The 26,119-nt window shown below is 68.9% G+C and carries 31 protein-coding genes and 2 pseudogenes; 15 read left to right on the top strand and 18 right to left on the bottom strand.

Annotated elements, in window-relative coordinates:
- Positions 1-90 precede the first annotated feature (90 nt).
- The 5 genes and pseudogenes from AB0J88_RS20450 to AB0J88_RS20430 form a co-directional block, all read right to left on the bottom strand.
- Positions 91-723, bottom strand: a pseudogene (locus AB0J88_RS20450) (MIP/aquaporin family protein); the annotation flags it as partial.
- Positions 720-1,400: an ArsR family transcriptional regulator gene (locus AB0J88_RS20445; protein ID WP_364353285.1), complete on the bottom strand. Its 681-nt coding sequence runs from the start codon at positions 1,398-1,400 to the stop codon at positions 720-722. The gene AB0J88_RS20445 and the pseudogene AB0J88_RS20450, both read right to left, overlap by 4 nt.
- Positions 1,401-1,463: 63 nt before the next feature.
- Positions 1,464-1,757, bottom strand: coding sequence for a LamG domain-containing protein (locus AB0J88_RS20440; protein ID WP_364353282.1), 294 nt, complete (start codon positions 1,755-1,757; stop codon positions 1,464-1,466).
- A 97-nt stretch (positions 1,758-1,854) separates the two neighbouring features.
- A complete protein-coding gene (locus tag AB0J88_RS20435; RefSeq protein WP_364353279.1) occupies positions 1,855-2,463 on the bottom strand; it encodes a hypothetical protein in 609 nt (202 codons plus the stop codon).
- Positions 2,464-3,032: 569 nt separating this feature from the next.
- A complete protein-coding gene (locus AB0J88_RS20430; RefSeq protein ID WP_364353276.1) occupies positions 3,033-3,488 on the bottom strand; it encodes an STAS domain-containing protein in 456 nt (151 codons plus the stop codon).
- Between the two features lie 326 nt (positions 3,489-3,814).
- Here AB0J88_RS20430 and AB0J88_RS20425 point away from each other — a divergent pair, with 326 nt between their 5' ends.
- Positions 3,815-4,522, top strand: a complete 708-nt coding sequence (locus tag AB0J88_RS20425) for a GAF and ANTAR domain-containing protein (protein WP_364353273.1) — start codon at positions 3,815-3,817, stop codon at positions 4,520-4,522.
- 167 nt (positions 4,523-4,689) lie between these two features.
- Here the strand turns inward: AB0J88_RS20425 and AB0J88_RS20420 are convergent, their stop codons facing one another.
- Complete coding sequence (locus AB0J88_RS20420) at positions 4,690-5,364, bottom strand: GAF and ANTAR domain-containing protein (RefSeq protein ID WP_364353270.1); 675 nt, start codon at positions 5,362-5,364, stop codon at positions 4,690-4,692.
- A 461-nt stretch (positions 5,365-5,825) separates the two neighbouring features.
- On the opposite strand from AB0J88_RS20420, the gene AB0J88_RS20415 reads away from it, so the two are divergent.
- The 4 genes and pseudogenes from AB0J88_RS20415 to AB0J88_RS20400 all read left to right on the top strand — a co-directional run bounded on the left by AB0J88_RS20415 (position 5,826) and on the right by AB0J88_RS20400 (position 7,274).
- Positions 5,826-5,990 carry a hypothetical protein gene (locus AB0J88_RS20415; protein WP_364353267.1) on the top strand — a complete coding sequence of 55 codons (165 nt, stop codon included), beginning with the start codon at positions 5,826-5,828 and terminating at the stop codon, positions 5,988-5,990.
- Positions 5,987-6,595 (top strand): NAD(P)H-dependent oxidoreductase, encoded by a 609-nt coding sequence (locus AB0J88_RS20410; protein ID WP_364353264.1) that lies wholly within the window; start codon positions 5,987-5,989, stop codon positions 6,593-6,595. The genes AB0J88_RS20415 and AB0J88_RS20410 overlap by 4 nt, the downstream gene beginning before the upstream one ends.
- Before the next feature lie 16 nt (positions 6,596-6,611).
- Positions 6,612-6,916, top strand: a pseudogene (locus AB0J88_RS20405) (NAD(P)-dependent oxidoreductase); the annotation flags it as partial.
- A gap of 34 nt (positions 6,917-6,950) precedes the next feature.
- On the top strand, positions 6,951-7,274 hold the full coding sequence (locus AB0J88_RS20400; RefSeq protein WP_364353261.1) for a plasmid stabilization protein: 324 nt from the start codon (positions 6,951-6,953) through the stop codon (positions 7,272-7,274).
- 313 nt (positions 7,275-7,587) lie between these two features.
- Here AB0J88_RS20400 and AB0J88_RS20395 read toward each other — a convergent pair whose 3' ends face one another.
- From AB0J88_RS20395 to AB0J88_RS20385, 3 genes are all read right to left on the bottom strand, one after another.
- The gene (locus AB0J88_RS20395; protein ID WP_364353258.1) at positions 7,588-8,313 is read right to left on the bottom strand and encodes a DUF72 domain-containing protein; all 726 of its coding nucleotides are present in this window, start codon (positions 8,311-8,313) and stop codon (positions 7,588-7,590) included.
- A 244-nt stretch (positions 8,314-8,557) separates the two neighbouring features.
- On the bottom strand, positions 8,558-9,595 hold the full coding sequence (locus AB0J88_RS20390) for a DUF5937 family protein (RefSeq protein ID WP_364353255.1): 1,038 nt from the start codon (positions 9,593-9,595) through the stop codon (positions 8,558-8,560).
- Positions 9,595-10,119: a hypothetical protein gene (locus tag AB0J88_RS20385; protein ID WP_364353253.1), complete on the bottom strand. Its 525-nt coding sequence runs from the start codon at positions 10,117-10,119 to the stop codon at positions 9,595-9,597. Before AB0J88_RS20385 ends, AB0J88_RS20390 begins: the two co-directional genes overlap by 1 nt.
- A 224-nt stretch (positions 10,120-10,343) precedes the next feature.
- Between AB0J88_RS20385 and AB0J88_RS20380 the strand changes: the two genes are divergently transcribed.
- Positions 10,344-11,156, top strand: a complete 813-nt coding sequence (locus tag AB0J88_RS20380; RefSeq protein WP_364353250.1) for an SAM-dependent methyltransferase — start codon at positions 10,344-10,346, stop codon at positions 11,154-11,156.
- A gap of 96 nt (positions 11,157-11,252) precedes the next feature.
- On the opposite strand, the gene AB0J88_RS20375 is transcribed toward AB0J88_RS20380, so the two are convergent.
- Entirely contained in the window at positions 11,253-11,906 is a 654-nt protein-coding gene (locus tag AB0J88_RS20375) for a fasciclin domain-containing protein (RefSeq protein WP_364353247.1), read from the bottom strand.
- Positions 11,907-12,031: 125 nt separating this feature from the next.
- Positions 12,032-12,406: a cupin domain-containing protein gene (locus tag AB0J88_RS20370; protein WP_364353244.1), complete on the bottom strand. Its 375-nt coding sequence runs from the start codon at positions 12,404-12,406 to the stop codon at positions 12,032-12,034.
- Between the two features lie 52 nt (positions 12,407-12,458).
- Here AB0J88_RS20370 and AB0J88_RS20365 point away from each other — a divergent pair, with 52 nt between their 5' ends.
- Complete coding sequence (locus tag AB0J88_RS20365; RefSeq protein WP_364353241.1) at positions 12,459-13,484, top strand: helix-turn-helix domain-containing protein; 1,026 nt, start codon at positions 12,459-12,461, stop codon at positions 13,482-13,484.
- 63 nt (positions 13,485-13,547) lie between these two features.
- Here AB0J88_RS20365 and AB0J88_RS20360 read toward each other — a convergent pair whose 3' ends face one another.
- Positions 13,548-13,727, bottom strand: a complete 180-nt coding sequence (locus tag AB0J88_RS20360) for a hypothetical protein (protein WP_364353238.1) — start codon at positions 13,725-13,727, stop codon at positions 13,548-13,550.
- 408 nt (positions 13,728-14,135) lie between these two features.
- Between AB0J88_RS20360 and AB0J88_RS20355 the strand changes: the two genes are divergently transcribed.
- Together AB0J88_RS20355 and AB0J88_RS20350 are read left to right on the top strand one after the other, a co-directional pair.
- Positions 14,136-14,894 carry a hypothetical protein gene (locus tag AB0J88_RS20355; protein WP_364353235.1) on the top strand — a complete coding sequence of 253 codons (759 nt, stop codon included), beginning with the start codon at positions 14,136-14,138 and terminating at the stop codon, positions 14,892-14,894.
- Positions 14,891-15,208, top strand: a complete 318-nt coding sequence (locus AB0J88_RS20350; protein ID WP_364353232.1) for a transcriptional regulator — start codon at positions 14,891-14,893, stop codon at positions 15,206-15,208. The genes AB0J88_RS20355 and AB0J88_RS20350 overlap by 4 nt, the downstream gene beginning before the upstream one ends.
- Positions 15,209-15,815: 607 nt before the next feature.
- On the opposite strand, the gene AB0J88_RS20345 is transcribed toward AB0J88_RS20350, so the two are convergent.
- The 4 genes from AB0J88_RS20345 to AB0J88_RS20330 all read right to left on the bottom strand — a co-directional run bounded on the left by AB0J88_RS20345 (position 15,816) and on the right by AB0J88_RS20330 (position 19,437).
- Complete coding sequence (locus AB0J88_RS20345; protein ID WP_364353229.1) at positions 15,816-16,490, bottom strand: hypothetical protein; 675 nt, start codon at positions 16,488-16,490, stop codon at positions 15,816-15,818.
- A complete protein-coding gene (locus AB0J88_RS20340) occupies positions 16,487-17,386 on the bottom strand; it encodes a methyltransferase domain-containing protein (RefSeq protein ID WP_364353226.1) in 900 nt (299 codons plus the stop codon). The genes AB0J88_RS20345 and AB0J88_RS20340 overlap by 4 nt, the downstream gene beginning before the upstream one ends.
- Positions 17,387-17,422: 36 nt before the next feature.
- Positions 17,423-18,055, bottom strand: a complete 633-nt coding sequence (locus tag AB0J88_RS20335) for an SDR family oxidoreductase (protein WP_364353223.1) — start codon at positions 18,053-18,055, stop codon at positions 17,423-17,425.
- 368 nt (positions 18,056-18,423) lie between these two features.
- Positions 18,424-19,437 carry a carboxymuconolactone decarboxylase family protein gene (locus AB0J88_RS20330; protein ID WP_364353220.1) on the bottom strand — a complete coding sequence of 338 codons (1,014 nt, stop codon included), beginning with the start codon at positions 19,435-19,437 and terminating at the stop codon, positions 18,424-18,426.
- 204 nt (positions 19,438-19,641) lie between these two features.
- Here AB0J88_RS20330 and AB0J88_RS20325 point away from each other — a divergent pair, with 204 nt between their 5' ends.
- Together AB0J88_RS20325 and AB0J88_RS20320 are read left to right on the top strand one after the other, a co-directional pair.
- On the top strand, positions 19,642-20,337 hold the full coding sequence (locus AB0J88_RS20325; protein WP_364353217.1) for a TetR/AcrR family transcriptional regulator: 696 nt from the start codon (positions 19,642-19,644) through the stop codon (positions 20,335-20,337).
- Positions 20,338-20,397: 60 nt separating this feature from the next.
- Positions 20,398-20,529 (top strand): hypothetical protein, encoded by a 132-nt coding sequence (locus AB0J88_RS20320; protein ID WP_364353215.1) that lies wholly within the window; start codon positions 20,398-20,400, stop codon positions 20,527-20,529.
- Between the two features lie 162 nt (positions 20,530-20,691).
- On the opposite strand, the gene AB0J88_RS20315 is transcribed toward AB0J88_RS20320, so the two are convergent.
- The gene (locus tag AB0J88_RS20315; RefSeq protein ID WP_364353212.1) at positions 20,692-21,906 is read right to left on the bottom strand and encodes a hypothetical protein; all 1,215 of its coding nucleotides are present in this window, start codon (positions 21,904-21,906) and stop codon (positions 20,692-20,694) included.
- A 508-nt stretch (positions 21,907-22,414) separates the two neighbouring features.
- Between AB0J88_RS20315 and heR the strand changes: the two genes are divergently transcribed.
- A complete protein-coding gene (heR, locus tag AB0J88_RS20310; protein ID WP_364353209.1) occupies positions 22,415-23,179 on the top strand; it encodes a heliorhodopsin HeR in 765 nt (254 codons plus the stop codon).
- Positions 23,180-23,557: 378 nt separating this feature from the next.
- Here heR and AB0J88_RS20305 read toward each other — a convergent pair whose 3' ends face one another.
- Entirely contained in the window at positions 23,558-24,235 is a 678-nt protein-coding gene (locus AB0J88_RS20305; protein ID WP_364353206.1) for a helix-turn-helix domain-containing protein, read from the bottom strand.
- 62 nt (positions 24,236-24,297) lie between these two features.
- Between AB0J88_RS20305 and AB0J88_RS20300 the strand changes: the two genes are divergently transcribed.
- The 3 genes from AB0J88_RS20300 to AB0J88_RS20290 all read left to right on the top strand — a co-directional run bounded on the left by AB0J88_RS20300 (position 24,298) and on the right by AB0J88_RS20290 (position 26,115).
- Positions 24,298-24,768, top strand: a complete 471-nt coding sequence (locus AB0J88_RS20300; protein WP_364353203.1) for a VOC family protein — start codon at positions 24,298-24,300, stop codon at positions 24,766-24,768.
- 303 nt (positions 24,769-25,071) lie between these two features.
- Positions 25,072-25,764: an LPXTG cell wall anchor domain-containing protein gene (locus AB0J88_RS20295; protein WP_364353200.1), complete on the top strand. Its 693-nt coding sequence runs from the start codon at positions 25,072-25,074 to the stop codon at positions 25,762-25,764.
- Positions 25,765-25,980: 216 nt separating this feature from the next.
- Entirely contained in the window at positions 25,981-26,115 is a 135-nt protein-coding gene (locus AB0J88_RS20290; protein WP_364353197.1) for a hypothetical protein, read from the top strand.
- Positions 26,116-26,119 lie beyond the last annotated feature (4 nt).

Genomic DNA, 26,119 nt, shown 5'->3' with positions numbered 1-26,119 from the left:
ACGCTCAACGGGATCGACAGCGGCGGGCTCCAAGGGCGCCGCAGCTTGTCGCGGAAAGAGGACCGCGACGGCCACGGCTCCGAGTACAGCGCCGGCGAGCTGGGAGACGATGAACCCCGGCAGCGATCCGGGCGCGATCCCCGCGAACGTGTCGGTGAAGGCGCGACCCACGGTCACCGCCGGGTTGGCGAAGCTGGTGGAGCTCGTGAACCAATACGCGGCACCGATGTAGGCACCGACCGCAGCGGGCGCGTACCGCGTGCGCTCCGTGCGGACGAGCGCGAAGATCAGCAAGATCAGCCCAGCGGTCGCGACGATCTCGCCGACCCATAGATGGGGTGCGTCGCGCTGGGTGGTCGACCAGGAGACGGCGCCCAAGCCGAACATGACATTGGCGAGAACCGCACCACTGATCGCCCCCAGTACCTGAGCGACGACGTACGCGGTGAGTTGTGGGGCGTTGACGCCGCCTGCGGCACGGCGGCCCAGCCACCAGTCGATCGCGGTGACGACCGGGTTGAAGTGCGCTCCGGAAACCGGACCCAGCACCAGGATCAGGACCCCCAGCGCCAACATGGTGGCGATGGTGTTCTCCAGCAGCTGCAGGCCCACGTCATCCGGCGACAACGTCGAGGCCATCACGCCCGAGCCGACCACCGCCGCGACGAGCAGCGCCGTGCCGAGGAACTCGGCGAGAAGGCGACGCGCGAGCGCGGGCGTCACGACCGGGACTCCGCGAAGGCGGGTGCGAGCCGGCCGACACGATCCGCGAGATCCGCGAACGCCGCCTCGAAGGCCTCGTCGGTGTCGGTGGGAACCGGATCCGGCACCGACCAATGCAGGCGGGACGCGTCGGCGGCCAGGGTCTCGTGAACGTGATCGCAGACAGCGATCAGCAGATCCCCCTCGTCGACGACAGCATCAAGAGCGGCGGTCCGCTTCGGGTCGATGGTGATCCCGTGACGCTTCGCCGTCCGGACCGCGCGTGGGTTGACCCGCCTGGCGGGCTCGGTGCCCGCCGACGCTGACGGGACGGAGCTCTGCTGCGCCCACAGGGCAGCCGCGAGCTGCGAGCGGGCGGAGTTGCGGGTGCAGACGAAGACGACCCGCCGTGGCAGGGCAAGGCCCGGAGGGGAAAGCGCGGCCAGTGACGCCGCGCGCAGACGCACGTAGCTGCGGCGCCGATCGTGTTCGGACCGGGACCGCTCCACCACACCCGCGTCCTCGAGGACACTCAGGTGATGTGCCAGCAGGTTGCTGGCCATACCCAGCGCCCTGCCGAGCTCGCTGGGCGACCCGTCGCCCAGGGCCAGCGCGTCAACGATCGCGAGCCGAGCCTGGTCGCCGAGAGCAGCGTGGACCCGGGCGCGCCGTTCGAGCTGGGATGACTCAGTGTTCATTGAGTCAATGTTTGCTGAGCATTCCGGCTGTGTCAACACGGTCAGGAAGCCAGACCGATCTGGCTACAGGTCGTCCAGATTATCGATTTCGGCGGCGGTGAGCGTGCGCTGATAGAGCCGCAGATCGTCAAGACCGCCGATGAAGTTGCCCGCTTGCGCCGCACCGATGTGCAGCGACCTGGTCTCCGGCGCCCGCCAGGACGAGGTCGTCGGGCCCGTGCCCTCCAGCACCCCATTGACGTAGAGCTGAGCGCGTCCCCAGCCCTTGTTCCAGACCACAACAAGGTGCGTCCATGCGTTGCCTCGACCAGCGGAAGGCCCGGCTGGCCCTCGAGGTTGTCGTCGCCTGGCTGTCACGTGCGTCGCTAGATCCGAGGCGACGCGTCTTTGCCTTAGCCGCTGGCTCGCGGTGTATTGGCATGGACCGTTAGGCCACGTGAACCCGGCGGGGGCGTCAGTTCGTGGTCGAGGGCGGCAGGGCCCTGACGATTGCGGTCGCTGTCTTCGACGCCCTCTCCTCGGCGGCCGCTGTGATGTCGGTCGCGGAGTTTGCCTTGCGTGAGCGGAGCGCCAGCGTCTCGATGCTGATCAGCAAGGAGCCGTGCGCGAAGGCCAGCTTCGCGTCGCCAGGCAGATAGTCGACACTCGCTTCGACCCCGGGGTTGACGCGCTTCACCGTCGCGGTGGTCAACCGCGCCTGCCTAGAGCCGATCGCCACCGTGCGGGAGTCCCTCCGCGCGGTGGCCAAGCCGATCGTGAGCTCGAAGTCGGCGGTGGAACAGGTCGCCGCCCGCACCTTGGCCGCCGCCGCAACGGCCGCGGCGTCGTCGTGCAGGTGAAACACCCGGATCTCCATGGTGGTCTTGGGACCGTGCAGACCGCTGATCGAGGTCACGGGGTCGACGTCGATGCCCGCGGACCAGTCGGCGTCGAGGGGGAGCCAGCCAGCGTTTCCCGGCGCATCCGGGTCGGCGATGAGCAGGTCACAGGTCGCGTGCGAGGAACTGCCCGGCTCGATCTCGCTCTGCTCGACCTCGTTGCCGAAGCCGCCTTCGTCGATCACTCGACCGATGGTCGCCATCAGCGCCGCGGACCCGGTTTCCGACGGCGACGGCGCTACGGTGACCGAGGGCGTCAGGGCGAGGGGCGGCGGCGCTGGTTCCGGCTCACAGCCGAACAGTCCCGTCACCAGTGCCACGCTTACGAAAACGGTTGCCCTACGCATCCACACCAGCACTCATCGATCGCCCTCCCCGTCCAGCCGGACGGAGCATACTTCGTCGCCGAGGATCGGTCGGTCCGGCGCAAGGTCGCAGCGACGAAGCGTTGGTCCGGGTCAGGCCAGGTCGACCACGATCGGCTGGAGCCGCTCCCCTGCTCAACGGCAGCCGGTTCAAGCGGTCCTACGTCGTGCCCGCACAATGACTCGGTCACGTGGCCACCGGAGTCTCGCTCCGCGAAATCAGGCCGATGCGTCATCCAAACGCCGCAGATTCGGTGCGACCGCCGGCGCGGCCTTGTCGTGGCCGCACGCCGCGACGACGGTTGAGCCTAGCCCGGTGCGTTGGTAGAGGACCCGCCGTCCGCTGCGCCAGGAGGTGACCAGTCCGCCTCGGCCGATGGGATCGGCCGCTAAGCGGATTCGGAGCTATGGCTGGGCGCGAACAGGGCTTCGAGACCGGCAAGCTGAAGCACGCGTCGCGTCAGCCCTTGGGCGCCGCGCACCTCCAGCCGTACGCCCTTCTCGACCGCCCGCACGCGCGCCGTCACCAGCGCGTTCAGGCCTGCCGCGCTGAAGAAGGTGACGCGGTGCAGGTCGCAATAGACGTGTGTGTGCCCCTCGACGGCGGTGATCAGCGCCGCGTGCAGCAGCGGCACTGTGTCCATGTCGACGTCACCGTCGGCGACGACGACGGGCGGTTCGCTTGCGCCGGGGCTGAAGGACAATGTGACCGTCAGTATCGGGTCGCCAGAGGAGTCGGTCACCGTTGCGGTGATCGGCATCGGTAGCTCGGCCGGCTCCAGGCGGGCGACGGCGTCGAATGGCGAGAGATCCGGCTCCGCGGAGGGCTTCGCGGATTCCAGCATGATCCACCCCCTGACGACATCTCAGGCAACTGGGCACACTGCTTGACCCGCTGCAAGCGTACGTATCCACACCCGCCGAATGCCAAACCCAATCGCCCAGGCGGCGGACACGGCTACCGCCGGGGAGCCCATTCGCAGGTGACAGGAGTAGCGTCCGTGGTCTGTGGCTGACCTTCGACGTCAGCGAGCCGGCGTCCAACAGCGGGCGCGGGTCCCGGCGATGGGCGACTGTCCTGATCCGTGCAGCGGCCCGCGAACGCGGACCGCCAACCCTCGTGCTCTGCGGTACTTCGGCCGCGCGGTCAGACCCGGCAGGACGGTCAGCCATGCAGCAGCCTCTGGACGCCACCGAGGCGTTCGGCGACCTCGGCAGGATCAAGCTCAGTGACACCGACCTCAACGGCGTCCTGGCCAAGATCGCGGAGCTCGCACGACGCACGATCCCCGGCGCGGAAGACGTGTCCGTCACCCTCGTCCGTGGCAGCGGCGCCCATACCGCCGCGTTCACCGGCCAGCTCGCGCTCACTCTCGACGAATGGCAGTACCAACAGGGCGCTGGTCCGTGCCTCGACGCCGCCGCGGCCGCCACCGTCGTCTCCGTCCCGGACATTTCAACCGACGAGCGCTGGCCGAGCTGGGCGACCGCCGCGCGCGGACAGGGTGTCTACAGCTCTCTGTCGATCGGTCTGCCCGTCCAGGAGTCAGTCGTCGGAGCGCTCAACATCTACGGCACGAAACCGCAGGCCTTCGACGATGACGCGATTGCACTCGCGCAGGCCTTCGCGGGGTATGCAGCCGTCGCGATGGCCAACGCTCACCTGTATGACACCACCGCCTCACTCGCGCATCACATGCAGGCAGCGATGGAGTCCCGCGCCGTCATCGAACAGGCGAAAGGGATCATCATGGGCGCGCGCCGTTGCACCGCCGAGGAAGCCTTCGCGATCTTGGTGAAGCTCTCTCAGGACACCAACCGCAAACTCCGCGATGTCGCCATCACCTTGGTCAACAAGGCCACGGGCACTGCGCCGTGACCGGTGCCGCGCGGGCGTTGTCGGCTGCGTACCCGATATTGGGGCGGGTGCGCCAGCCACGCTGTTGGACCGACGCACCCTGACCGCGCGTTCCTAGGATTTCGCACGGACGACTCCAGCTAAGCAAACCCTGCGGCGCCGTGTCGGGTCCACGCCGACCGCCGCCCTCATCGCCCTCGTTGGACAGATGGCGACTGCGTCCGCTCGACGAGGGCGGCGGCGATCTGGCGCAGCTTGCGGTTCGAGTCCTGGGACATCCTGCTGAGCGCGACGAAGGCTTCTTCCGGAGTGCAACGGCGGTCCGCCATGATGATGCCTTTGGCCTGTTCGATGACGGCGCGGTGCTCCATGGCCGTCTGCATCTGCGCGACCAAGCTGACGCTGCGGTCGTACAGATAGGCGTTGTCCAGGGTCACGACGGCGTGTTCGGCGAAGATGCACGCAACGCGTACCGCTTCGTCATCAAACGCATCGGGCTCCCGGCCGTAGATGTTGAGCGCGGCGTCGAGGTCTTCGCGCATCGGCATCGGAACTGACAGGACACTGCCCGCGCCGGCGGCGGCGGCCTGGGCGGGCCAGAGGTTCCACCGAGTGTCGCGGGCCGCGTCACTGACCAGCACCACGGCGTGCTCGACCGCAGCCTGCAGGCACGGCCCGGCTTCGTATCGGTATTGCAGCCCGTCCAGAGCAACAGCCAACTCGCTGGTGGACGCGGCCGTGCGGGGCCGGCGGCCGGCAACAAGCGTGATCGAAACGTCGGTCGCGCCGGGCACTGTTCGCGCCGCGACCTGAGCTACGTGGCGCGCGATGCCGTCGAGGTCCACCTCGCCCAGCTTGATCAAACCTAGGGAAGCAAGAGCGCGGTCAGCCTCGGATGGGTGTTGCGGCATCGTCGTCAATCCCCTGCAGCGGACCGTCGCCCGGTGGGACGGCTTCGTGAGTCGGGTCGCTGTCCAGCGGGCCCGAAGGCCGTTCTGGACACGCGCCGCTGCTTGACGCGAACGCTGACTTCGATGGTCAGCGGTCGAGCACGATGCTACCCGAGCACGCTCCGCCGTCGAATCATCAGGACCAGCTCAGCGCCCTATGAGGTTCGCTGACCTGCCCGAGCCCCTCCCCAACACCGCGGAGACGGCTCGAGGCGCTCGACTCCGCCGGCCTGTTGCGCACCGTCACGGCCGAGCACTCCCATGCACTCGACGGCCCTGCGCCTCGGAGCTCGGCCGGGCTGTTTGGGACTCCGGGTTGTGGGAATCCCTGCCACCGGCACATATGGCCAAAAAGAGCTGCTGGAAGGGACATCGTGGACGTCACCCTGCTACTGAAAGATGACCAAGAAACGGTCAGCGGACTGTTCAAGGAGTTCGGCCACGACACCGCAGCCCCATCAGCGAATCGGGCGCCCGCCGACAAGATCGTCAAACAGCGTATGACGTACCCGCTCGAGCTGATGCCGGAGGCGAAATGAGCACGTTGCGCGCTGTGGTCCTGGGGTGCTCGCTCAAGGCCTCCGACGAGGAGTCCAGCAGCGAGCTGCTCGGCCGGCAGGTCCTGGCCGCGCTCGCCGACCACGACGTTGACGGCGAGGTCATCCGTGTCGCCGACCGCAACGTCAAGTTCGGCGTCACCACCGACGAGGGCGACGGCGACGGTTGGCCCGCCATCCGCGCCAAGATCATGGACGCGCAGATCCTGGTCATCGCGACCCCCATCTGGATGGGCCAACCCGCGAGCGTCGCGAAGGTCGTCCTCGAGCGGCTCGACGCCGAACTGAGCGAGACGGACGACCAGGGCCGGATGCTGACCTTCGGCAAGGTCGCCGCCGTCGCCGTCGTCGGCAACGAGGACGGCGCCCACCACGTGTGCGCGGAGGTGTTCCAGGCGCTCAACGACGTCGGCTTCACGATCCCGGCCGCAGCCGGCACCTACTGGGTAGGCGAGGCTATGCGCAAGACCGACTACAAGGACGCCGGCCCGAAACCGGACACCACCGGGGCGGCGACCGCCACCCTCGCGGCCAACGTCGCCCACCTCGCTCGCCTGCTCGCCGCGGACCCGTACCCACCGTCGTGACCAGGAGGAACCGCCAATGACCGACGCCCAGCAGAAAGTGCCGCGGCAGCAACCGCCTGGCACCCTGACCGCGACGGGGCTCAAGCCCGACCACGGCGAAGACAACTACCGCGGCTCCGGCCGACCAACGGGGAAGAAGGCGGTCATCACCGGCGGCGACAGCGGTGTCGGGCGGGCCGGCACGATCGCGGCCGAGAGGGCGCCGACGTGCTCATCTCCTACCTCAGCGAAGACGACGATGCTCGCGACACCGCCGACGTCCTGGTCAACAACGCCGCGTTCCAGATGACACACGAGACGGTCGAAGAGATCTCCGACGACCTCATCCGCTAACCCCGACCGACAGGAGGACACCATGCCCGCAGGATCGAGCCCGAAGAGAGAACGCCAGTACAAGCACATCAAGGCAAGCGCCAAGAAGCGCGGCGAGTCCACCGACCGCGCCGACGAGATCGCCGCCCGCACCGTCAACAAGGAACGCGCCCGCTCCGGCGAGGCTCGCACTGCGAGCCGCTCGTCCACCAACGACGTCTCCTCGGGACACCGGGGTGGCAAACGATCCCACACCGGAGCGCAGGGACGCACCAAGGAACAGCTCTACAACGAGGCCAAGAAGCGCAACATCAAGGGTCGCTCCAGCATGACCAAGGCCCAACTGGAGAAGGCCCTATCGCATTGACGACGACCGGTCGGGCGGCGGCAGCCTGGACTCGCCAGGATGGCTGTCGTCGCTCCGACCGCAGGACAGAGCTGCAAGGCGACGACCGCCGCGCACCGTCGACCTGGACCTCCAGCCCGAACACGTGTCCTGCGCCGTCCTGGTGAGAGGTACCCTGCATGGCGTCGTGTGACCAGATAGCTTTTGCTAGCCCCGGAGACCCCCGCCGATCTGGAGAAGTCCGCGGACCATCCGTGCGCGGTAGCGGCCGCACCGCAGACGCTCGCAGTGGCGTACCCGATTATCGGGACGTCGCGCCGCCGGCGGTCGACGGTCAGCCGAGCTGCCGCAGCAGCGCCGTCGCATCACGGACGGCGTTGCCGTTGCCGTCATTGTTGAAATAGGCGTAGACGTCGCGGCCCTGGGCCTCCCATTCGCCGATGCGGTCCGCCCACCACCGCAGGCTGTCGTCGGAATAGGAGCCGGCGTAGAGGTGATGGTCGTCCGGACCGTGCAGCCGCACATAGACGAACGGGGCGGTGGCCCGCAGCACGCAGGGCAGGTTCGCTCCACTCATCACGCAGTACGCCGCGCCGTGGCGCTCGAGCAACGCGAAGACCGTATCGTCGTGCCAACTCGGGTGACGGAACTCGACCGTGACGCGGATCCAGTCGGGGACGCAGGCGAGAAAGTACTCGAGGCGGCGCTCGTCGCGCTGCATGCCCGGCGGTAGCTGCACCACCAGCGGCCCACGCTTGTCACCGAGCTCGTGCAGGCCCGCGCCGATGCGGCGTACCCATTCTTCTGGCTCGAACAGGCGCTTGCCGTGCGTGAGGCCACGCGGCGCCTTGACCGACATCTGAAATCCCGCGCTCAGCCGTCGCTGCCACCCGACGAACGTGACATCCCGTGGCCACCGGTAGAAGCTGGCATTGAGCTCGACCGACCGGAAACGCTCGAGGTAGCCCGACAATCGCTGCGCTGGCGGCGTCCCAGGAGGGTAGAGGACGTCAACCCAATGTTCGTAGCTCCAACCTGACGTTCCGACATGGATGGTCACGCCTCGTCTGTTTCACTGGCCGGCTTGCTCTAAACCCGGCGCGTGATGAGCCTTGAAGTCGCTGACGCGCCGCCCGGCCCGGGCGCTTGGCGCAGCACCGCCGCGCCCCGCACGCCATATGCGCATGTCCAAACGATCTTTCTGGCGCCGAGGGTAGGCTTGCGCTTGCTTCGTGGGCGGCCCTGCGTTGTCGGCCGCACAAAGACTCGGGGATCACGTGCCACCGGAGTCTCGCTCCGCGAAATCAGGCCGATGCGTCATCCAAACGCCGCAGATTCGGTGCGACCGCCGGCGCGGCCTTGTCGTGGCCGCACGCCGCGACGACGGTTGAGCCTAGCCCGGTGCGTTGGTAGAGAACCCGCCGTCCGCTGCGCCAGGAGGTGACCAGTCCGCCTCGACGCAAGATCGCAAGGTGGGAGCTGACGGTGGGTGGGCTCAAGCCGATCGTCCGAGCCAGATCAGTCGTCGACCGCGGCAGACGCAGGGTCTCGAGAATTTCGGCGCGGGTGCGGCCCAGGAGCGCGCCGAGGGCGTCGTCATCGGCCTCGACGGTTGCGCTGTCGTCGTGCTGCCACAACGAGCCGACGCCGCGGGCGGCGTATGTCAGGCTCGGGTCGCCGGCGAGGCCGTGCTCGATCCAGAGGTGCGGCCAGATGAAAACGCACGGCACCAGCGTCAAACCGCCGCCATCGATCTCGCCCTCGGCTCTGCTGGCGATGCGGATCGCGTGCTCGTTGAGCTCGATCGACGGGTGCAGGTCCTGCATGAGCTCCGCGATGCCACCCCGGGTCAGCCTGCCGACGCGGTAGGCGACATCGGCGTCAAGGACCGCGCGCAACTGCGGCCAGTGCGGCGCGACGGCGACCCGCCAGTACTGCTCGAGCGCGTGGGCCACTCGCGGCGGGCCGTCGGCGCCCACGTCGATGAGTCGCCGCGCGGCCGCCGGCAGACCGCGCCCGTGGTGAGCCCGCCTGAGCTCACTGGCAAAGTGTTCCAGCGGCCAGTTGGCGACAACCTCGAGCTGCTGTTCGATCGTCGTCGTCGTTGCCGTCGCCCCCACGAACAGGAACTCGGCGACGTGCCCTCCGGGCGGGACGACCGCGTTGAGCAGCTCGCGGTCGACCCGCCCGAGGTCCGAGCGGACGCGCTCGTACCAGCGCCTGTGCTGTGGCTGGATCGCGCCAGAGTTGATCATGTAGAGGCTCTTGGCGGCCTCCGCGAGTGGCGAGTAGGCGAAATGGATGCGCGCCAGAGCGGGTGAGGTGAGCCGGAACCGGATCATCAGGACAGAGTTTGGCACATGTTCTCTACGGGGCCTCGGTTCTTGGTGAACTCCCGTGTTCCATCGGGGTTCGCCACGAGGACATGGTGGCCTGACACCAGGTAGATGCCAGGGGTTGGGCTGCCAGCGAAGATGGGCGCGATGCCGTTGCCGTGGAAGACGAACGTGGTGCTTCCATCTGCGTCGTGGGTCGCACGCAGGGTGCCGGAGGCGTCACGTCGCGCTGACTCTCCAGTCTCGACGTTCGAGAACAGCACGCCGAGCGGACCCGCCCAGTCCTGCACCTTCGGGCTGCCGTCCGGGAATGTCTCCACCACCCGGGTGAGCTCGTGGTCGTACACCACCTCGCCGTGCAGCTCGAATGAGCAGGCATCCCCGGCGGGCACGGTGAACGACGGCGTACGGAACGGAACCCAGCCAGAGTCTGCGCCGAGCGCGACATCGGCCGAGGCCGTGGTCGCGGGGACCGTTGCCAGCACGAGCGCCGCGCCGCACGCCGCCAGCGTCTTCACAAGTGTCTTCATGCCCCCCAGCGTGTGCGGATCGCTGATCCGCGTCCACGATTAGGTTCACCTCGAATCGTCGGAGCCACTACGCACGAGGATTGCCTACCCGGTCGCATCCGGATGATGGGGCGCGTCGCCGCAGGTCCGGCACGGGCAAGCGGTGGCGTTGCAGTATCACCGTCGACATCTGACAATGTGGACTCCCGAGAGCACACCGCCAAGCAGAAGCGCAGGTATCGATCGTGACAACGCAGTCTGACGCCGGGCACGATGCGCGGCCGGACATCGACACCACCGTCCCACACTCAGCTCGCATCTGGAACTACTGGCTGGGCGGCAAAGACAACTTCGCCGCCGACCGTGCGGCGGGAGACCAGTACCGCGCGACTTTCCCCGGCGTGGTCGACCTGGCCCGGGCGTCGCGGGCATTCCTCAAGCGCAGTGTGCGCTACCTCGCCGGCGAGGCCGGCGTGCGGCAGTTCCTCGACATCGGCACGGGACTGCCCACATTCGACAACACGCACGAGGTCGCTCAGCGCATCGCACCGGACGCACGGATCGTCTATGTCGACAACGATCCGCTCGTGCTCGTGCATGCCCGCGCGCTGCTGGTGAGCACACCACAGGGTCGCACCGCCTACATGCATGAAGATCTGCACCACCCCGACCGGATCCTGGCCGGGGCCGCGAAAACGCTCGACCTCGCCGCGCCCGTTGCGATCATCCTCAGCGGCGTCCTCGGTCACGTCCCCCGCACCGACGACGCGCAGGGCATCATCCGGAGCCTCCTGGACGGCGTGCCATCGGGGAGTTACCTGGCTATCAACGACGGCACGAGCGAGGACGCCGTCGACGAGGCGGACAAGGCCGCCGACGAATACGCGGAGACCGGGGCCGTGCGCTACAACAACCGCCGGCCGGAGGAGATCGCGGGCTTCTTCGCCGGCCTGGAGTTGGTCGAGCCAGGAGTGGTGTCGGTGCCACTCTGGCGCCCGGACCCCGGCGATAACCTTGACAAGCTCGGCGCGTTCGGTGGAGTCGGGCGCAAACCCTAGGTTCACCCCCGCGCGTAGCGCGTGCGACGAACCCTTCCGCGCCTTGGTAGACGGACGCGGCGTGGAACGGTGACGCCGCGCCCGTCTTGACGAGCGTCAGGGCAGGTCGAGCGGGCGCAAGACCCGGTCGATGCCATGGGCGATTTGCCGGTTGCGCTGGTTGATGTCGAACGAGATGACGCGTGGGTCGCGGTCGTTCCGGTCGGCGTCGACGAGCTTGACCCGCTTCCACCAGTGCCCGTACACGTCGACCCTGATCGTCGAACCGGCCGCGGTCGTCAACGCCGCGCCGTCGGCCTTCAGCGCCGCCGCGCCAGTGATCCTGGCACCCGGCACCACGTGGTAGAGGAGCACCGCCTCGACGGTGTCGATGCCCAGACCAGCTACGGCGATGAACGCCACCTTCTCGCTCGGCAGCCGCTTGGTGTGTCGCAGGTCGGCGACGAGCCGCTGGAAGGCCCGATCGTTCGGGATGAAGGCGGTGAGCGTCGTGCGGCCGTCGGTGAGCACGCCGACCGCGCTGGACGGCTTGGCTTCCAGCACCGCCAGCACCGCGGCGGTCAGGATGTCGTAGTCGCCGCCGTTGCGGTCGAACCCGCTCTTGTCCGCCGTCAGCACCGCGGCGAGCGACCTGGTTCCCAGGGGCTTGGTCTTGCCGTGCGCGGAGGCCGGTGCGGCGACGAGAGCGGACGTGACGATCGCGGCCGCCGCGGTAACGGCGGCCAGCTTGCCGAGTCGGTTGAACCTCATCTTCGGGTGTCCTTCCGAGTACGGGGCGGTGGCGTCGGTGCCACCCACCCCGTACTTCGCCGTCCGCACCCAAGACAGATGCACCTGGTAGGTCAGCCACCGATCCGTGACCGGGGCTGACCGAGTTACAGGGCGTGCCCAGGGGTCGCGTCGACGTGATCGGGAACGGTTTCGTGCCGGTCCCCCACGGTTATCGTCCCCGTCGGTTCCACCATGAGGATCGACGCGCCGCCCTCGGACGAGGGCTTGTGCTCGGTGCCGCGTGGAACTGTGAAGACGTCGCCCGGGCTCATCACGACGGTGCGGTCGCGCAGTGAGATCGTCAGCTCACCGTCGAGGACCAGGAAGAACTCGTCGGTGTGGTCATGCGTATGCCAGACATGCTCGCCGCGCACCTTGGCGACGCGGATGTCGTAGTCGTTGACCCGGGTCACGATGCGCGGGCTCCACAGCTCCGCGAAGGACGCCAGGGCCGTAGCGAGGGAGATCGGTTCGGTCACACCCTCATCGTGGGGCCTTCCCTGAGTACGGCGTGAGTGCTAGGAGTCGCACATGACGCAAGAATCCTTGCACCGCGTCGTGGCCCTGGTCGATGCCGGCTCCAACCCCTTCGAGCTCGGCTGCGCCACCGAGGTGTTCGGGCTGCGCCGCCCCGAACTCGGCCGCGACCTGTACGACTTCCGCCTCTGCTCCGCCGCGCGGGCCACCCGGATGCGCGACGGCTTCTTCACGCTCACCGGTGTCGGAACGCTCGACGCGGTCGACGAAGCGGACACGGTCATCGTCCCGAACCGGCCCGACGTCGAGGTTCCGCGGCGCCCGGCCGTCCTGGATGCGATCCGCCGCGCCCACGCCCGGGGCGCCCGGCTGATCGGCTTTTGCAGCGGGGCGTTCACGCTGGCCGAGGCCGGAGTGCTCGACGGCAGAAGCGCCACCGCCCACTGGCAGTGGGCGGCCCAGTTCCGGTCGCGGTTCCCGCGCGTGAACCTGCGGACCGACGTGCTTTTCGTCGACGACGGCGACATCCTCACCGCGGCAGGCAGTGCCGCCGCCCTCGACCTGGGCCTGCACGTGGTGCGGCGCGACCACGGCGCCGAGATCGCCAGTGCCGTCAGCCGCCGGCTTGTCTTCGCCTACCGCGACGGCGGCCAGCGGCAGTTCGTCGAGCGCCCGATCCCCGACATCCCGGACGCCTCGTTGGCGCCGCTGGTGGCCTGGGTCCGGGAGCACCTCGATCGCCCGCTGACAGTCGCTGACCTCGCCGGCCGCATGGCGGTGAGCCCCGCGACGCTGCACCGGCGGTTCCGGGCCGAGCTGGGTACGACGCCGCTGGCCTGGCTGACCGGCGAACGGATCACCCTCGCCCGCCGCCTGCTCGAACGTGGCGAGCCCCGGGTGGACGTGGTCGCCCGCCGCAGCGGCCTCGGCACCGCGACGAACCTACGCACGCTCCTGCGCCGCGAGACCGGCTTGTCCCCCACCGAGTACCGCCGCCGCTTCGGCCGTCCACCCGCCGATCATCTTGTGGATTGTTCAACAAATCAGGTTTCGCCCGACCTAGCGCCCGATGGACGCTAAGCCGTGAGACTGACCTGTCCACATTGGGCCTCGACGCCATTACGCGCTGCCTGGTGTTGTCGGTCAGCTCAGAGACGAATCGCCCGGTCGGGGCGAGACTCCGCCGGCGGCCAGCCTCATCAGCGGCGAGTCGAGGTCGATGTCTGCCGCGGTCTGCTTCGCGCGTGTCGCGTTCCCGCCACAGCGGTGCTGGTAGCTGGCCCACGCCTGCTCGACGATCTCGATGCCGACACCGCTCGCCATCAAATGCGGTGAGCTCGGTGGCAGCGCGTTCGATGCGATCACCGGGTGCCGGGGTGCTCCAGTCCTCGGGACGGCGAAGACAGAAGGCGGCACCGTGAGCGCACGCAGGAAAGCCAGTAGTGGGCGCAGTTGGTCATCGGTTACCAGTGCGTGGCGGGCGCTGCTTCGGCGGTGAACGCCCTCGCCGTCCTCAAGCCGATCCGCGCGAAGCGGTCTGCAGTGGGCGGCCGCCTAACCCAACCTGGCGACCGTTCGTGGTCAGAGCACTAGTCAAATGCGCGGTTCTCGACGAGTAAGTCGGTTTTCGCGCTCACTGGATGGTTAGCAGAGCACTCTTTTGCAGAATGCTTTGCGTTGCAAAGCTTTTGGTAATGCAGGAGATCGGCGTCGACCCACCGGAGGAGCACCATGCCCGACAAGCCGCATCCCGACGAGGCGCCGGACGAGCTCCTCGCCTCGATGGCCACCCTCCGCCGGCGCACCCGGGCCGCCCGCCACGCCTACTGGTTCCCGCTGATCCTGTTCGGCCTGCTCGTGGTCGCCGCCGCACCGCTCTACGTCGAGTCGACCGAGCGGGTCAGCATGCTCGGCCTGCCGGGCGACGGCCCTCCGCTGGCCGCCCTCGGCGGGGACCATCTGGAGCAGTCCACCGCCCTCGGCTGGTACTGGTTGGTGGCACTGCTCGCGGGCTATCTGCTCAGCCTCGGCTGGTACCACTGGCGCGGTGAGCGGATGGGCCTGCGCACTCCGACCCGGGCCTACCTGCGGGCCGGCATCATCGGCACCCTCGTCGGCCTGCTGCTGCCGATCGTCCTGCGCTTCCTGCTGTTCCAGACGGACGCGTCCGTTTCCGGGGCCACCAGCTGGCTGACCATCCCGGTGCTCGGCCTCGCCAACCGCGGCATGCTCCCCCACCTGATCATCGCGCTCGGCCTGCTCGTGCTGGCCCGGCTCGAACGCAGCTGGGGCCTGCTGGCGGTGGCGGCCTGCTTCACCGCCGCCGTCGTGGCCGTCAACGGCTACTTCCACCTGACCGAGTTCGAGCCCGGCGACCTGACCCGCTACAGCTTCCTGCTGGGCGCCGTGCCACCGGCGGCCATCCTGCTCGTCGGCGGCGCCGCCGCCCTGTTCGCGAACCGGACCGCGCGCGCCGGGAGACCTGCGTGACGGAACCGTTCCCCACCAACGGCCTCAGCGACACCGTCCACCAGCGGCACCGCCTCGGCATCCTCACCATCGCCTCGGAGGCCGAGCGGGTGGAAGTCAGCTACCTGCGCGACGAGCTCGAGCTCACCCCCGGCAACCTCTCGCGACACCTCGCGGTGCTGGAGGAGGCTGGCCTGATCGAGCTCGACCGCGGCTATCACGGCCGTCGCCCCAAGACCTGGGTCCGGATCACGCCACAGGGCCGACACGCGCTGGCCGCCGAGATCAGCGCACTGCGCGAGCTCCTGCGCCGCCACCCAGGCCCCAGTCGCTGACCGCATCTTCCCGAACGGAGAGGGTTTCGTGGCCTCCGTAGGTGACTCCGGAATGGACAGCAGGGCAGTGGCCGTGGCGCTCCCGTTGTCGCTGCTGCATCCACCTGGTGAGGTAAGCGGTCAGCGGCGGCGGCCGAACGTGCAGAAGGGTGGGGCTAGATTCCCCAGCCGCTACAAGGACTCGGCGGTAGAGGCGACGACTCGACTATTGTCGATCACCTCTGCCCGGCGGAGGCAACTGCTCATTTCCGGCCGATAGCGGCAGCACCCGGCGGGACGTTGAAGAGGCCCGTGGGGCTGGTCGTCTCGTCCAATAGATGACCGTCTCGGTTTAGATCGATTCCCCCGGCTTGATAGTCGCTCTTTCCCGGGTGCCCCGTGGCGTCGCGTACAGGTGCTGGGGGGTACGACAAAAGTCTCGTCACTGTTCATGGCGGCCAGATTCGGAGTGACCGGCGACCACGCCTGGATGAAGACGGATTCCGTGGACTTGACGGTGTCCTCGTCACCGACGGCGACCACGCGACCGGCCCGGATCGCCATCGCGTCGGCCACGCTGACCGCGCGTCGCAGGGATGACGTTGGCGTTGGTCACTACCCGTGGCGTTCATGCGAGCTCCGCCCGCGCGGTGAAGTCCGCTTCCGTGCGGACGATCTCGCCGCCCGCCCGGCCGAGCAGTACGAAGCCGGCCGCGAACGGTGCGGCGCCGGCGATCTCGACAACTGAGGTGATCATGGAGTGCGGGCCGAAGCCGAACAGCGACGCGGTGCCACCGACCGCGTAGACGACGGCGCCGACGCCCAGGAGCAGCCCGGCTCCGCGCTGCCCGTGGCGGCTGAGCAGACGGGCGAGCAGCACGTAGCCCAGCGGGAAGAGGACGTTGGCGGCCAGCACGATGATGGCGCCCTCGACGTCGATGTCGCTGGAGGTGTGTACCAGGTCGGGCGCGTACTTGGCCGTGACCGGGTTGTGGCCGCCGTCGTAGACGATGAGGCCGAACCAGAGCACGGTGCCGATCACGGCGGTGTAGATCGCGGCCAGGCCCGGCGAGGCGAGCCGGCGGGTGCTCAGCGCCAGGACGCCGGCGAGGCTGACGGCCAGGACGAGCAGGCTGATGGCCTCCATGGTGTGGGTGAAGGCGTACCACCCGGCGTGCGCCGCGATGTCGTGACCGTCGCGTGCCGGGTGCAGGATGACCGTGAGCAGAAACAACGGGCCGCCGATCAGGGCGGCCGCGGCAGCCGTCCGCGGGACCAGGCGGCTTTCGACCTCGGCGCTCATGACTGCCCTCCGGTTCGGTCCGAACTGATCGGGCCGGCCCGGTGCGCGACTTCGGGCCGTACGGCGCTTACCAGCCAGTACGCGCCGCGCAGCTGGACGCCCTCGGGGCCTTCGTAGGGCCGGAGCGCGGTGGTGACGGCGCGCCGGGCCTGCGCTTCGGTGGTTTCGTCGGCGTCTTTGAGACGGAACCGGACCGGACCGGAGCCGAGGTGCATCTGCGCGGCCTGGGTCGCGTCCGGCCCGTACATCATCGGCACCTCGATAGGTGCGATGGCGATGTGTGCGAAGCCGGCCCCGGCCAGAACGGCGCGGATCCGCTCCGGGTCGGTGAGCGAGAACATGCCCGGGGCGTACGGGTCGGTCGTGTCGGGCCGGGGAGCTCGGCCGAGCAGCGCGGAGGTGAGGACGGTGAACCATTCCTGCCGACTCATCTCCTGCAGGCAGACGAAGGTCAGGCGGCCGTCGGGGCGCAGGCTGCTCGCGATGTTCGCGAACGCGGCGACCGGGTCGGCGAAGAAGGTGAGCCCGCCGCGGCTGATCGCCACGTCGAACTCCTCGGGCGGCAATGGGTGCACCTGCGCGTCTGCGTGCTCGAAACGCACGTTCTCGATGCCCTGGGCCTCGGCGATGAACCGGGCCCGCCGGATCATCGGCCCCGACAGGTCGACCCCCAGCGCGTGTCCGCCGACGGCCATGCCTGCGGCGAGGCGCGTGGTCTGCCCAGTGCCGCAGCCGACGTCGAGCACGTTCTCCGTCGCGCCGACGGTCGCCGACGCGAACAGCGGCTCGTTGAGACCGCCGACCACCCTGTCCCAGTGCTCCGAATAGTCGGCCCAGTACTGTCCGTCATATCCGTTCCACGCCTCGGCCTGCTGTGTGTTGACGATGTGTTCCATCCAGTGCTCCCTTGTTCTCGTTGCGGTCCTGCGGCCTCAGTCGCCGATGCCCAGGGCGGCGTTGACCGAGCGGTGATCCTGCAGGCACTGCAGGATGAAGTGGGCCAGGTCGGCGCGCGAGACGCGCAGGGCGCCTCGCACGTTGCGGCCGACGGCGCTGCGATAGGCACCGGTGCGCGGGCCGTCGGTGAGCCTCGGCGGCCGCACGATCATCCACTGCAGACCGCTGGCGCGGACCGCCTCCTCCATCCGGCGCTTGTCGGCGATGGTGTGGGCGAACAACCGACCCAGCAGCGGCTTGAGAACCAGCCGGGTCAGCGGGCCGTCGCCGGCGGTCGTGACGGTGCCGGCGCTGACCACCACGAGTCGTCCCACACCCGCGGTGCGCATGGCCCGGACGATGCTGGCGGTGCCGTCGGCGCAGATCGTGGTAGGGACCCGCCCGGCCCGCGAGCCCAAGGCCGACACCACGGCGTCGCAACCCTCGATCGCCGAGGTGAAGGTCGCGGGGTCCATCACGTCGGCCCGCACCACGCTCAGGCGCGGAAGTGACTCGCCGAGCCGGTCCGGGTCCCGAACCACGGCGACGACCTCGTGGCCAGCCGCACACGCCTGCTGGATGACCTGACGACCGGTGCCACCGGTCGCACCGAAGACCGCGATTCTCATGGCCGCCACGGTACCACTAATCCGAACATGGCTGTACGGGTTAGGCAGGTGCATCTTGTCACCTAACCATGTTCGGTCGAATCGGATACGGCCCTGTACGAATTACGTCCAGGACGGATAGGCGTCAGCAATCTAGCGCCGCGCGCGGTTGGCTCGACGCATGTCGACAACAACCTCGCACCGACGTCCCGGTGGTCGCCCGACGGCCGGATCATCAACGGCGGCGTCGGCCGGGAGAACCACGACCGGGACAGAGGGGCAACGTACTGGCGCCGTTCCCGTACGCGGTGAGGATCGCCTGATTGGCCTGGCCGCGGAGGTCCCCGGGGAGGAGAAGTCGCCATCAACTTGCGAGCGCCTCGTTCCGGTCAACGCCGTGTTGTCCGCACCGAGCGGACGAGTCCCTCCTCGATCCGGTCCACCGCGGACATGGCGCCGAAGCCAACGAGACGCACCAGGTCCCCATCGGTGCGGCCACCCGCGGCCCGCCACGCGGCGACATGCGCGTCGGTGAGCTCGTGCGGCGCGAGCGCGGCGTGCAGCGCGATCGCGGTGGCGGGTCGATCGGCCGGGGAGACCGTCGCCGACAACCGATCGAGCTGGCCGGCCAGCGGGTGCGTGCCGTCCCAGTCGCGGACCGTCGTACGCACCAGGTCGCGGGCCGGCGGCCCGAGCAGGGCCGCGCCCGCGGCCGCCCCGCCACGCAGCGCGGCGAACGCCGAGCCGATGGGCGTTCCGGCCGCCCAGTCCGGCGTGGCACCCCGTGGGCCATCGGCGATCAGCGCCAGGCTGCGGCCCGGCTCGAGCTCGCGCCGCACGGCCCGGGAGTAGGTCATGCCACCCACCCGCCGGACCGACTGAGACCGTTGCAGGTTGCCCGGGATCAGTTGGTCGTCGGTGAGGGCCGAGAACACGCGATTGGCGAAGTGAGTGGACAGGGCGGTACCGAGGAACTCGGCGGCGTGCTCGCCCGCGAAGGGCAGCTCCTCGGCCATCCGCATCGCGTCCGGGGCGCGCGTCGCCTTCGCCCAGGTGACGAGCCGGTCGTACCGCGGTTCAGCGATCGGCCGTCCGTGCAGCAGGTCTTCGGCGAGTCGATGTTCGCCGGTGGCGTGGATCATGATGGTGTGCGCGTCGATGCAGAAACGGCACTCGTTGGCCTGCGACACCGCTACGGTGACGACTTCCTTGTCGGTGCGGGACGCCTGCCCCGCCAGCTCCGCTTCACGCAGCAATGCCCAGGCCGCGGCGTGCAGGTCCGGGGCCGGCGACAGCAACGTGAAGGCGGCCTGACCGAAGTCGGCGGCCGATTGGGCGTAGACCTCGGCGACTCGGCCGGTGGCCGCTTTCCTCGGCACGGGTGCGACGTAGCGAATTGCCATGTGCTGACTCCCAGTCCATAAATCGAACATCTATGTTCGGATTACTGAACCGAGATTAACCAGTACATCCCTGTTCGGCTTTTGAAGAGGTCGTGGCGATGCTCACAGACGGGCGGCCAGACCCCGAGTCCAGGAGTCCGCGGCACCGTCCGGCGGACGCGATAAGCTGAACAGCCACGTGCGAATAACCCCGAGGGAGGGAAGATGGCCACGTCCTCAGGCCAGGTGCGCACCACTGCCCCACGAGGGCGGCGTGCCGACGCCCGCCGCAACATCGAGGCGATCCTCGACACCGCCGTCGCCTGTCTCGCCCGCGACCCGGAGGCCAGCGTCGTGGACATCGCCGCCGCCGCGGGCGTCGGACGTGTCACGCTCTACAGTCATTTCAAGACCCGGGCGGAACTGATCGACGCGGCCCTCGTGCGCACGATCCAGCACGCCGACCACATTCTCGCGGCCACCGACACCAGCGGTGAGCCGGTGCGGGCGCTCATCAACCTGGTGTCCTCGACGTGGCAGATCGTGCACCAGTTCCGCAACGTTCTGCTGGCCGCCCAACGTGAGCTGCCATCGGAGCGCATCCGCGGCGTGCACAACCGCGTCCTGCGCCGCACCCAGTCGATCATCGAACGCGGGCGGCGCAGCGGGGCGTTCCGCACCGACCTACCCAAGCACTGGCTCATCACCACCGCCTTCAGCCTCATGCACGCCGCCGCCGAAGACGCCTCGTCCGGTCGCATCAAGGTCGAACAGGCTCCCGCACTCATCACGGCCACACTGCTCGCCGCGTTCACCGCACCTGGGGCTACGGTCCACGACCCGCCCGGCCCACCGCCGCAACTACCTCAAGATCTCGACGATGGCTCGCCGGCTGGCGCGTCGAGAAGGGCGAGTGGGTAGTGAGCAAGATCGGCTCGGCTCAGCGAGCCGAGGCGCGGCAGGGATCCGCCGACCGGCGCGGTGGCGGCTCGGCTCAACCTCCGCGACTGGTTGGACACGCTGTCAGTCGCCGACGACTTCGTGGTGTATCCGGTCGACCTGGAGCGGAACCTGGCCGACTGCCTGCCGCCGGACCGACGTACACGTCTGTGACCAGAGACAATCGCCCGGACGGTGCGCGGTTGTGGGATGTATCCGCCGGGGGCACACAGACAGTGTGGTAGATGCCGGCCTCCGCCACCCCAGGACACGCGTCAGGTCGATGTTCGCGGGCTGGCGGCCACGCCGCCAGCCCGCGAGTACCGCGGCGCCGCGTTAAGGAAGGTCGCGGATCCGCAACGTCACCATGTCCGGTTCGGAGAGCTGGTCGGTGATCGCGTAGAAGCGGTTGCCGTGCACCGCGAGCCCGCCGTCGACCAGGGTGTACGCCCAGGTCGACTGGTTGGGCAGGTGGCCGAACTCGTACGTAGCGATCGGGTCCGTGCCTCCCGGCTCGAAGACCCACACGTCCTTGTCGTACGCGGAGTCGGTTCCCGCGACGACCAGCCCGTCCGACCGGATGGCGGCCGCGTTCGGGTAGGAGGTCGTCTGGTACGTGCCGACCCGCATGAGGTCGGAGGTGCGGAAGACCTGGTGGTAGTACGGCGCGCCAGCCGGAACGATGATCTCGTTGCCGTCCGGGGTGACCGCGAGCTGGTCCACGGATCCGCCGTCGGTGCTGCCGACCGCCTTCATCACCAGCAGGTTGTCGCTGATCTCGAAGCGGTACAGCGGGGCCGGCAACGAGTCGGTCTGGCCCGCGATCAGCACATTCGGCTGGCCGGGCACCGTCGCGAGCAACGCCGGCTTGCTGACCAGGTTGCGGACGGTGCCGTCGCCCACCGTTACGTTCAGCTCGTACTCCTTGGTCACTGGGTCGATCCGACCGATGCCGGCCGGGGCGTTGTCGCACCCCCAGGCGACCCAGAGCTGGCCGGCCGCAACCGCGACGTCCCGCGGACAGGTGTTCGTGCCGTCGGTCTTGCCGATCCAGTAGCCGCCCGCCTCGAACGTCGTCGTGTCGATCGTCGCAACCCATGACCCGGCGCTGGCGGCGATGTACAGCGTGCCGCCGTCGGGGCTCAGCACCATCCCGGCGGCACCGTCGACCTCACCGATCTTCCGCGGGTTACCGCCGTCGAGGTCGGTGGCCATGACGTCCTTGGTGTACTTCCCCGCAGTGACGTAAACCCGGTCGCGCGCGGCGTCGATGAGGACGTCGCCCGAGAAAAATCCAGCCTCGTACCCCGGGATCGGAATACGCACGTCAGTCCCGGAGACGGGTGGCGCGGTGGTCGGCGCGGCGGTGGGCGTCGCGCTCGGCGAGCTGGTCGGGCTGGCGCCGGGCCGCGGCTTCTTGCCGGGCCGCGGCGACTCGGTGGCCACTTTCGCGACGCTGCCCCGGCCCATGCCCTGGTTGACCCGCTCTACGTCGCTGCCTAACCGGTCGATCCCGGCCGCGGCAACACCTCCGCCGGCGGCCAGAAGCACGAGGGCTCCGCCCGCCACCATCCACATCCGCGTACGCTTTCCGACCCTGACCAACGGTTTCGTCCCTTCCCCGTTTGCGTTCCCACTCACGTGGGGTGGCACCAAATGCAGATCTTGGCCCGTTGGAGAGCGCCGGGCGGCCCGCCCGCGTCACTCCCGCGGCGCCATCGCCGCCCAAGGCCACGAACACGCGCGCCACACGGGCGGACCCGGCCCGCCTACGACTGCCGCGGAGCTGCTCGTCCCGACGCCCACCGCATCCAGCGGCTGCGCTTGGGAGGGTTGCCACTCAACCCGTCCAGGCGACATCACCCGGTTGGTACGCGCCGCCTCCGCCGCGTACGCCGCGCAGATCGCCGCTCGCGCGCTCCCGCCCATGTCGCAGCGCGGGTTGGCCGGTTTATCCGGCACGGCCTCGAAGGGAGCAATATCATCGGCGCATCAACGCCACGCCCGGCGTCCGTACCGTGCAGCAGGAGTTGATGCAGCCGTGCGAGGCAACGACAGCGTGCCGACCGCCACCGGCGTCACCGTGGAGCGCCTGTCGGGCCTGCGCCAGTGGAACGTCGGCCTCACCCTCCTGCACCTCACTCAAGCGGCCGTCGTCGTGGTACTCGCTGGTGACTTCGCCATCACCGTCACCTCGTCGATTCCCGAGGGGCCACCCGGAACCGCTGTGGGCGCGCCGGAGGCGCTGTTCGACGTGTCGATCGGGTGGGCCGTCGCGGTCTTCCTGCTCCTGGCGGCGCTGGACCACCTGCTGACCGGGACCGTGGCGCGCGGCATCTACGAACGTGATCTGCGGCGCGGCATCAACCGTTTCCGGTGGGTCGAGTACTCGGCCAGCGCGACGCTGATGGTCATCCTGATCAGCTTCTACGCGGGCATTACGAGCATCAACGCCCTCATCACCATCGCCGGCGCCAACGTCGCGATGATTCTCTTCGGCTGGCTCCAAGAACTGATGAACCCGCCGGGTCGCCGTACGACGACGATGCTGCCCTTCTGGTTCGGCACGCTCGTCGGCCTTACCCCGTGGATCTCGATCGCCGTCAACATCATCGGGTCCGAGACCGTACCTGGTTTCGTCTACGGCATCGTCGTCGCCCAGGCCGTGTTCTTCTTCAGCTTCGGGCTCAACCAGTGGCTCCAGTATCGGCAACGCGGCAGATGGGCCGAGTACGCCTATGGTGAAAAGGTCTATCTGGTGCTCAGCCTGGTCGCGAAGTCGGTACTGGCATGGCAGATCTTCGCGGGATCGTTGGCGGGCTGAGAACAACAGCGGCCACGACCGTACGGCTGATGGCATGTCGGGATGTCCACGCTCGAGTGCGCCATCAGAGCCGGTGAGCGCAGGTCGCCGTCGAACAACATGGCCCGGGTCCGGACCGCGAACTCGGTGGTCAAGCTCAGTCCTGGTACCTCAGCGGTCAGCGACCGAGGTCGCAGCCACAGCCTCGCACCGCTGTCGTTCCGCGGCGCCACCTACTCCGGGGTATTCACCTTGCTGCCGATGCTGGCCGGCCGCGGACGCGAGCACTTCGGCGAGATCCTGCGCGAGGTCGCCGTCCTGGCCGACCCAGGGGCGCTGAAGCCCCTGCTCGACCCCCGACGGTCCACCCTCGCCACCTCCCGTACCACGCGGCGAAATCTATTTGCCGAGCAACTGCTGGGTGACGGCCTCGGTCAGCCAGGCCTGGTAACGGGCTCGGCTCCATCCGCAGTGCCGGCGCAGCAGTTGGTACGTGTGCGGCGACGCGAGAGCGTAGAAGATGTCCGCCGCGGTTTGCGCGGTCAGGCCTGACCTCAGGGAGCCGGCCTTGTGGAGGCTTTCGGTCAGGGTGAGCCAGACCTTCCGGGTGGTGCGCGAGCCGGCATCGGCGGCGTTCCGCATGTCAGGGTCGGCGTCGGCGGCTTGCACGGTCACCATGATCAGGTCTCCGGCGCGTTCGAACAGCGCCACCGTGTAGTCGATGCTCTGGTGGATCGCCGTACGTGGATCTGCCTGGGCGAAGGCCTCCCGCATCTCGGGCCGGTCGGGCACGGCGACGGGTGCCTCGTCGCCGACGGTGGCCACGCCGAGGACGTGCCGGAACAGGTCGGCCTTGCTGGGGAACGCCGCGTACACGGTGCGTTCGCCCACCCCGGCAGCCCGTGCGATGTCGCGCACGGTGGTGGCGACATATCCCTGTTCGACGAAGAGCGCGGAGGCTGCGGTTCGGATGCGGGCCTTCGTCTGCGCGGCGGCCAGTTCGCGCTGAGGTGCGTGATATCGGCGGTGTCCAGCCTCGGCGGGATCTGGGTCGGGGCTCTTGACGGCGGGTGGCATGGGGAGCATTCTACCCACATGTTCGCAGCAGTTCTGCTGCAACGAATATTGGGGGTGCCGCCATGACCGCGCGTGAACTCGCCGGAATCCATCACGTCAAGATCCCGGTGACGGACCTGGCTCAATCGGTGCGCTGGTACCGGGAGGTGTTCGGGCTGCGGCCGACGTTGGAGTTCCCGGAGGCCGACGGAGTGGTGCGCGGCTGCGCCGGCGAGATCCCGGGACTGAGCGCGACGCTGGTGGCGTTCCGCGTGAACCCGGTGGCGGCGGAGGGCAACCGCGGCTTTGACCCGGTCAGCTTCGCCGTGCGTACGCGGGACGACCTGCAGGGGTGGGCGGAGCATCTGGACAGCCTGGACATTAAACACTCGCCACTGATCGAGGCGTCCGTCGGCTGGCTGCTGGTCTTCGATGACCCCGACGGGCTGACGCTGCACCTGTACACCTGGGCCGAACACGGGATCGATCAGTCGCACCGGCCCGGCTACGGCCGGCCGATCGTCAACCCCGACCAGTGGCAACCCGACCGCTGATTCCGATAAGGAGCTTGTTGTCGCAACCGTCCGTCGCAGGCGGCCGCCGCTCTGGGGGTCGTGGCCGCCTGAGCTCCATCGTCACCTCATTGGCGGTTCCCGCCGGGTTGATGTGGGACGACCGACCGGACCATGGACGCCGGCAGTCACGACCTCCCGGACTACCTGGCGCCGCGCGCACCGCACATCCCAAAGGTCCTATGCGGTCTCGACGGTGGATTGCGCGGGTGGTGTGACGTTTTCGGGACCTGCGGCGCTAGCGCGTGCGTAGTTGACTCTCACCTCAGACCTCTTGGAGACACCATGTCCCGGCGTGTGACCGTGATGTCCGTCGCGACCTTGTTGACGGGCGGTGCGGCGGCGCTGGCGTTGGCGAGCCCCGCTGCGGCCCAGATGGATCCGCCAGGCGCCAACGGCGATGTCAAGATCGACGGGTTCCCGTACGCGGAGGCCAACTCCAACGAACCCCACGTGTCCTGCCAGTTCCGCGTCGAGTTCTTCAACTTCGACAAGGACGAGCACGCCGACATCATCCTGTCGACCCAGCCACCGTCCGGAAAGTTCGTCGAGATCGAGCGCCTCACAAACGTGCTGGTCAGCGACGACGCCGCGACGGGCGGTTCGGTCAAGCGCGACCCGGACGCCTATTTCGAGTTCTCGGCGGACGATCTCGCACTCGACGTCGCGGAGCCCCACCCGCAGCAGGGCTACCACATCAAGCTGACCGTCGACCGCAGGAACCACCCGGAGTGGACCGAGAAGCACAAGGTGTTCTGGCTCGGGCCGTGCACCACCACGCCGTCTCCGGGCAACGGCGACGGCGGAGGCGGCGGGAACGGCGACGGCGGAGGCGGCGGCAGCGGCGACGCGGAGGGCGGCTCTCTCCCCCGCACCGGACCGGCAGTCGGTGCGATGCTCGCCGCTGGCACGGCACTCGTCGGCGGCGGCGCCGGTCTGCTGTTAGTCCGGCGGCGCCGGGCCCGCTTCGAAAGCTGACCACCCGCGTTTGCGGCCTGATGGGACGAGGGTGTTTGGGGTCCCGCGCTCCCGAGTGCGTCTCGACCACCCACGCCTGAAACGCCTCGACGTGCGCGCGGGCGACCTGACACGGGTCGTCCGCCGCGCCGACGGCGTCATACCCGACGCACTCGTAAGCGGCGGTCACCCCGCCGGCCGAGCCCGGCGCTGCCTGGGTGGTGGCGCAGAAACGACATGATGCTCGGCATCAGCCTTGCCGCGTTCGTCATCGTTGACCTGCTGGTCGGCGCGGTGCGCCGACGCCGTACCCAGCGCGCGGCACCCACCTCGCCCGCCCCGCCCACTTCGCCCGCGCCTGCCAAACCCTGAGCAC

It is taken from the genome of Asanoa sp. NPDC049475, from assembly GCF_040676915.1.
Taxonomy (GTDB): domain Bacteria; phylum Actinomycetota; class Actinomycetes; order Mycobacteriales; family Micromonosporaceae; genus Asanoa.
Note: the sequence above shows the minus strand (reverse complement) of the source record. Positions and strands in the feature narration are given on the sequence as shown.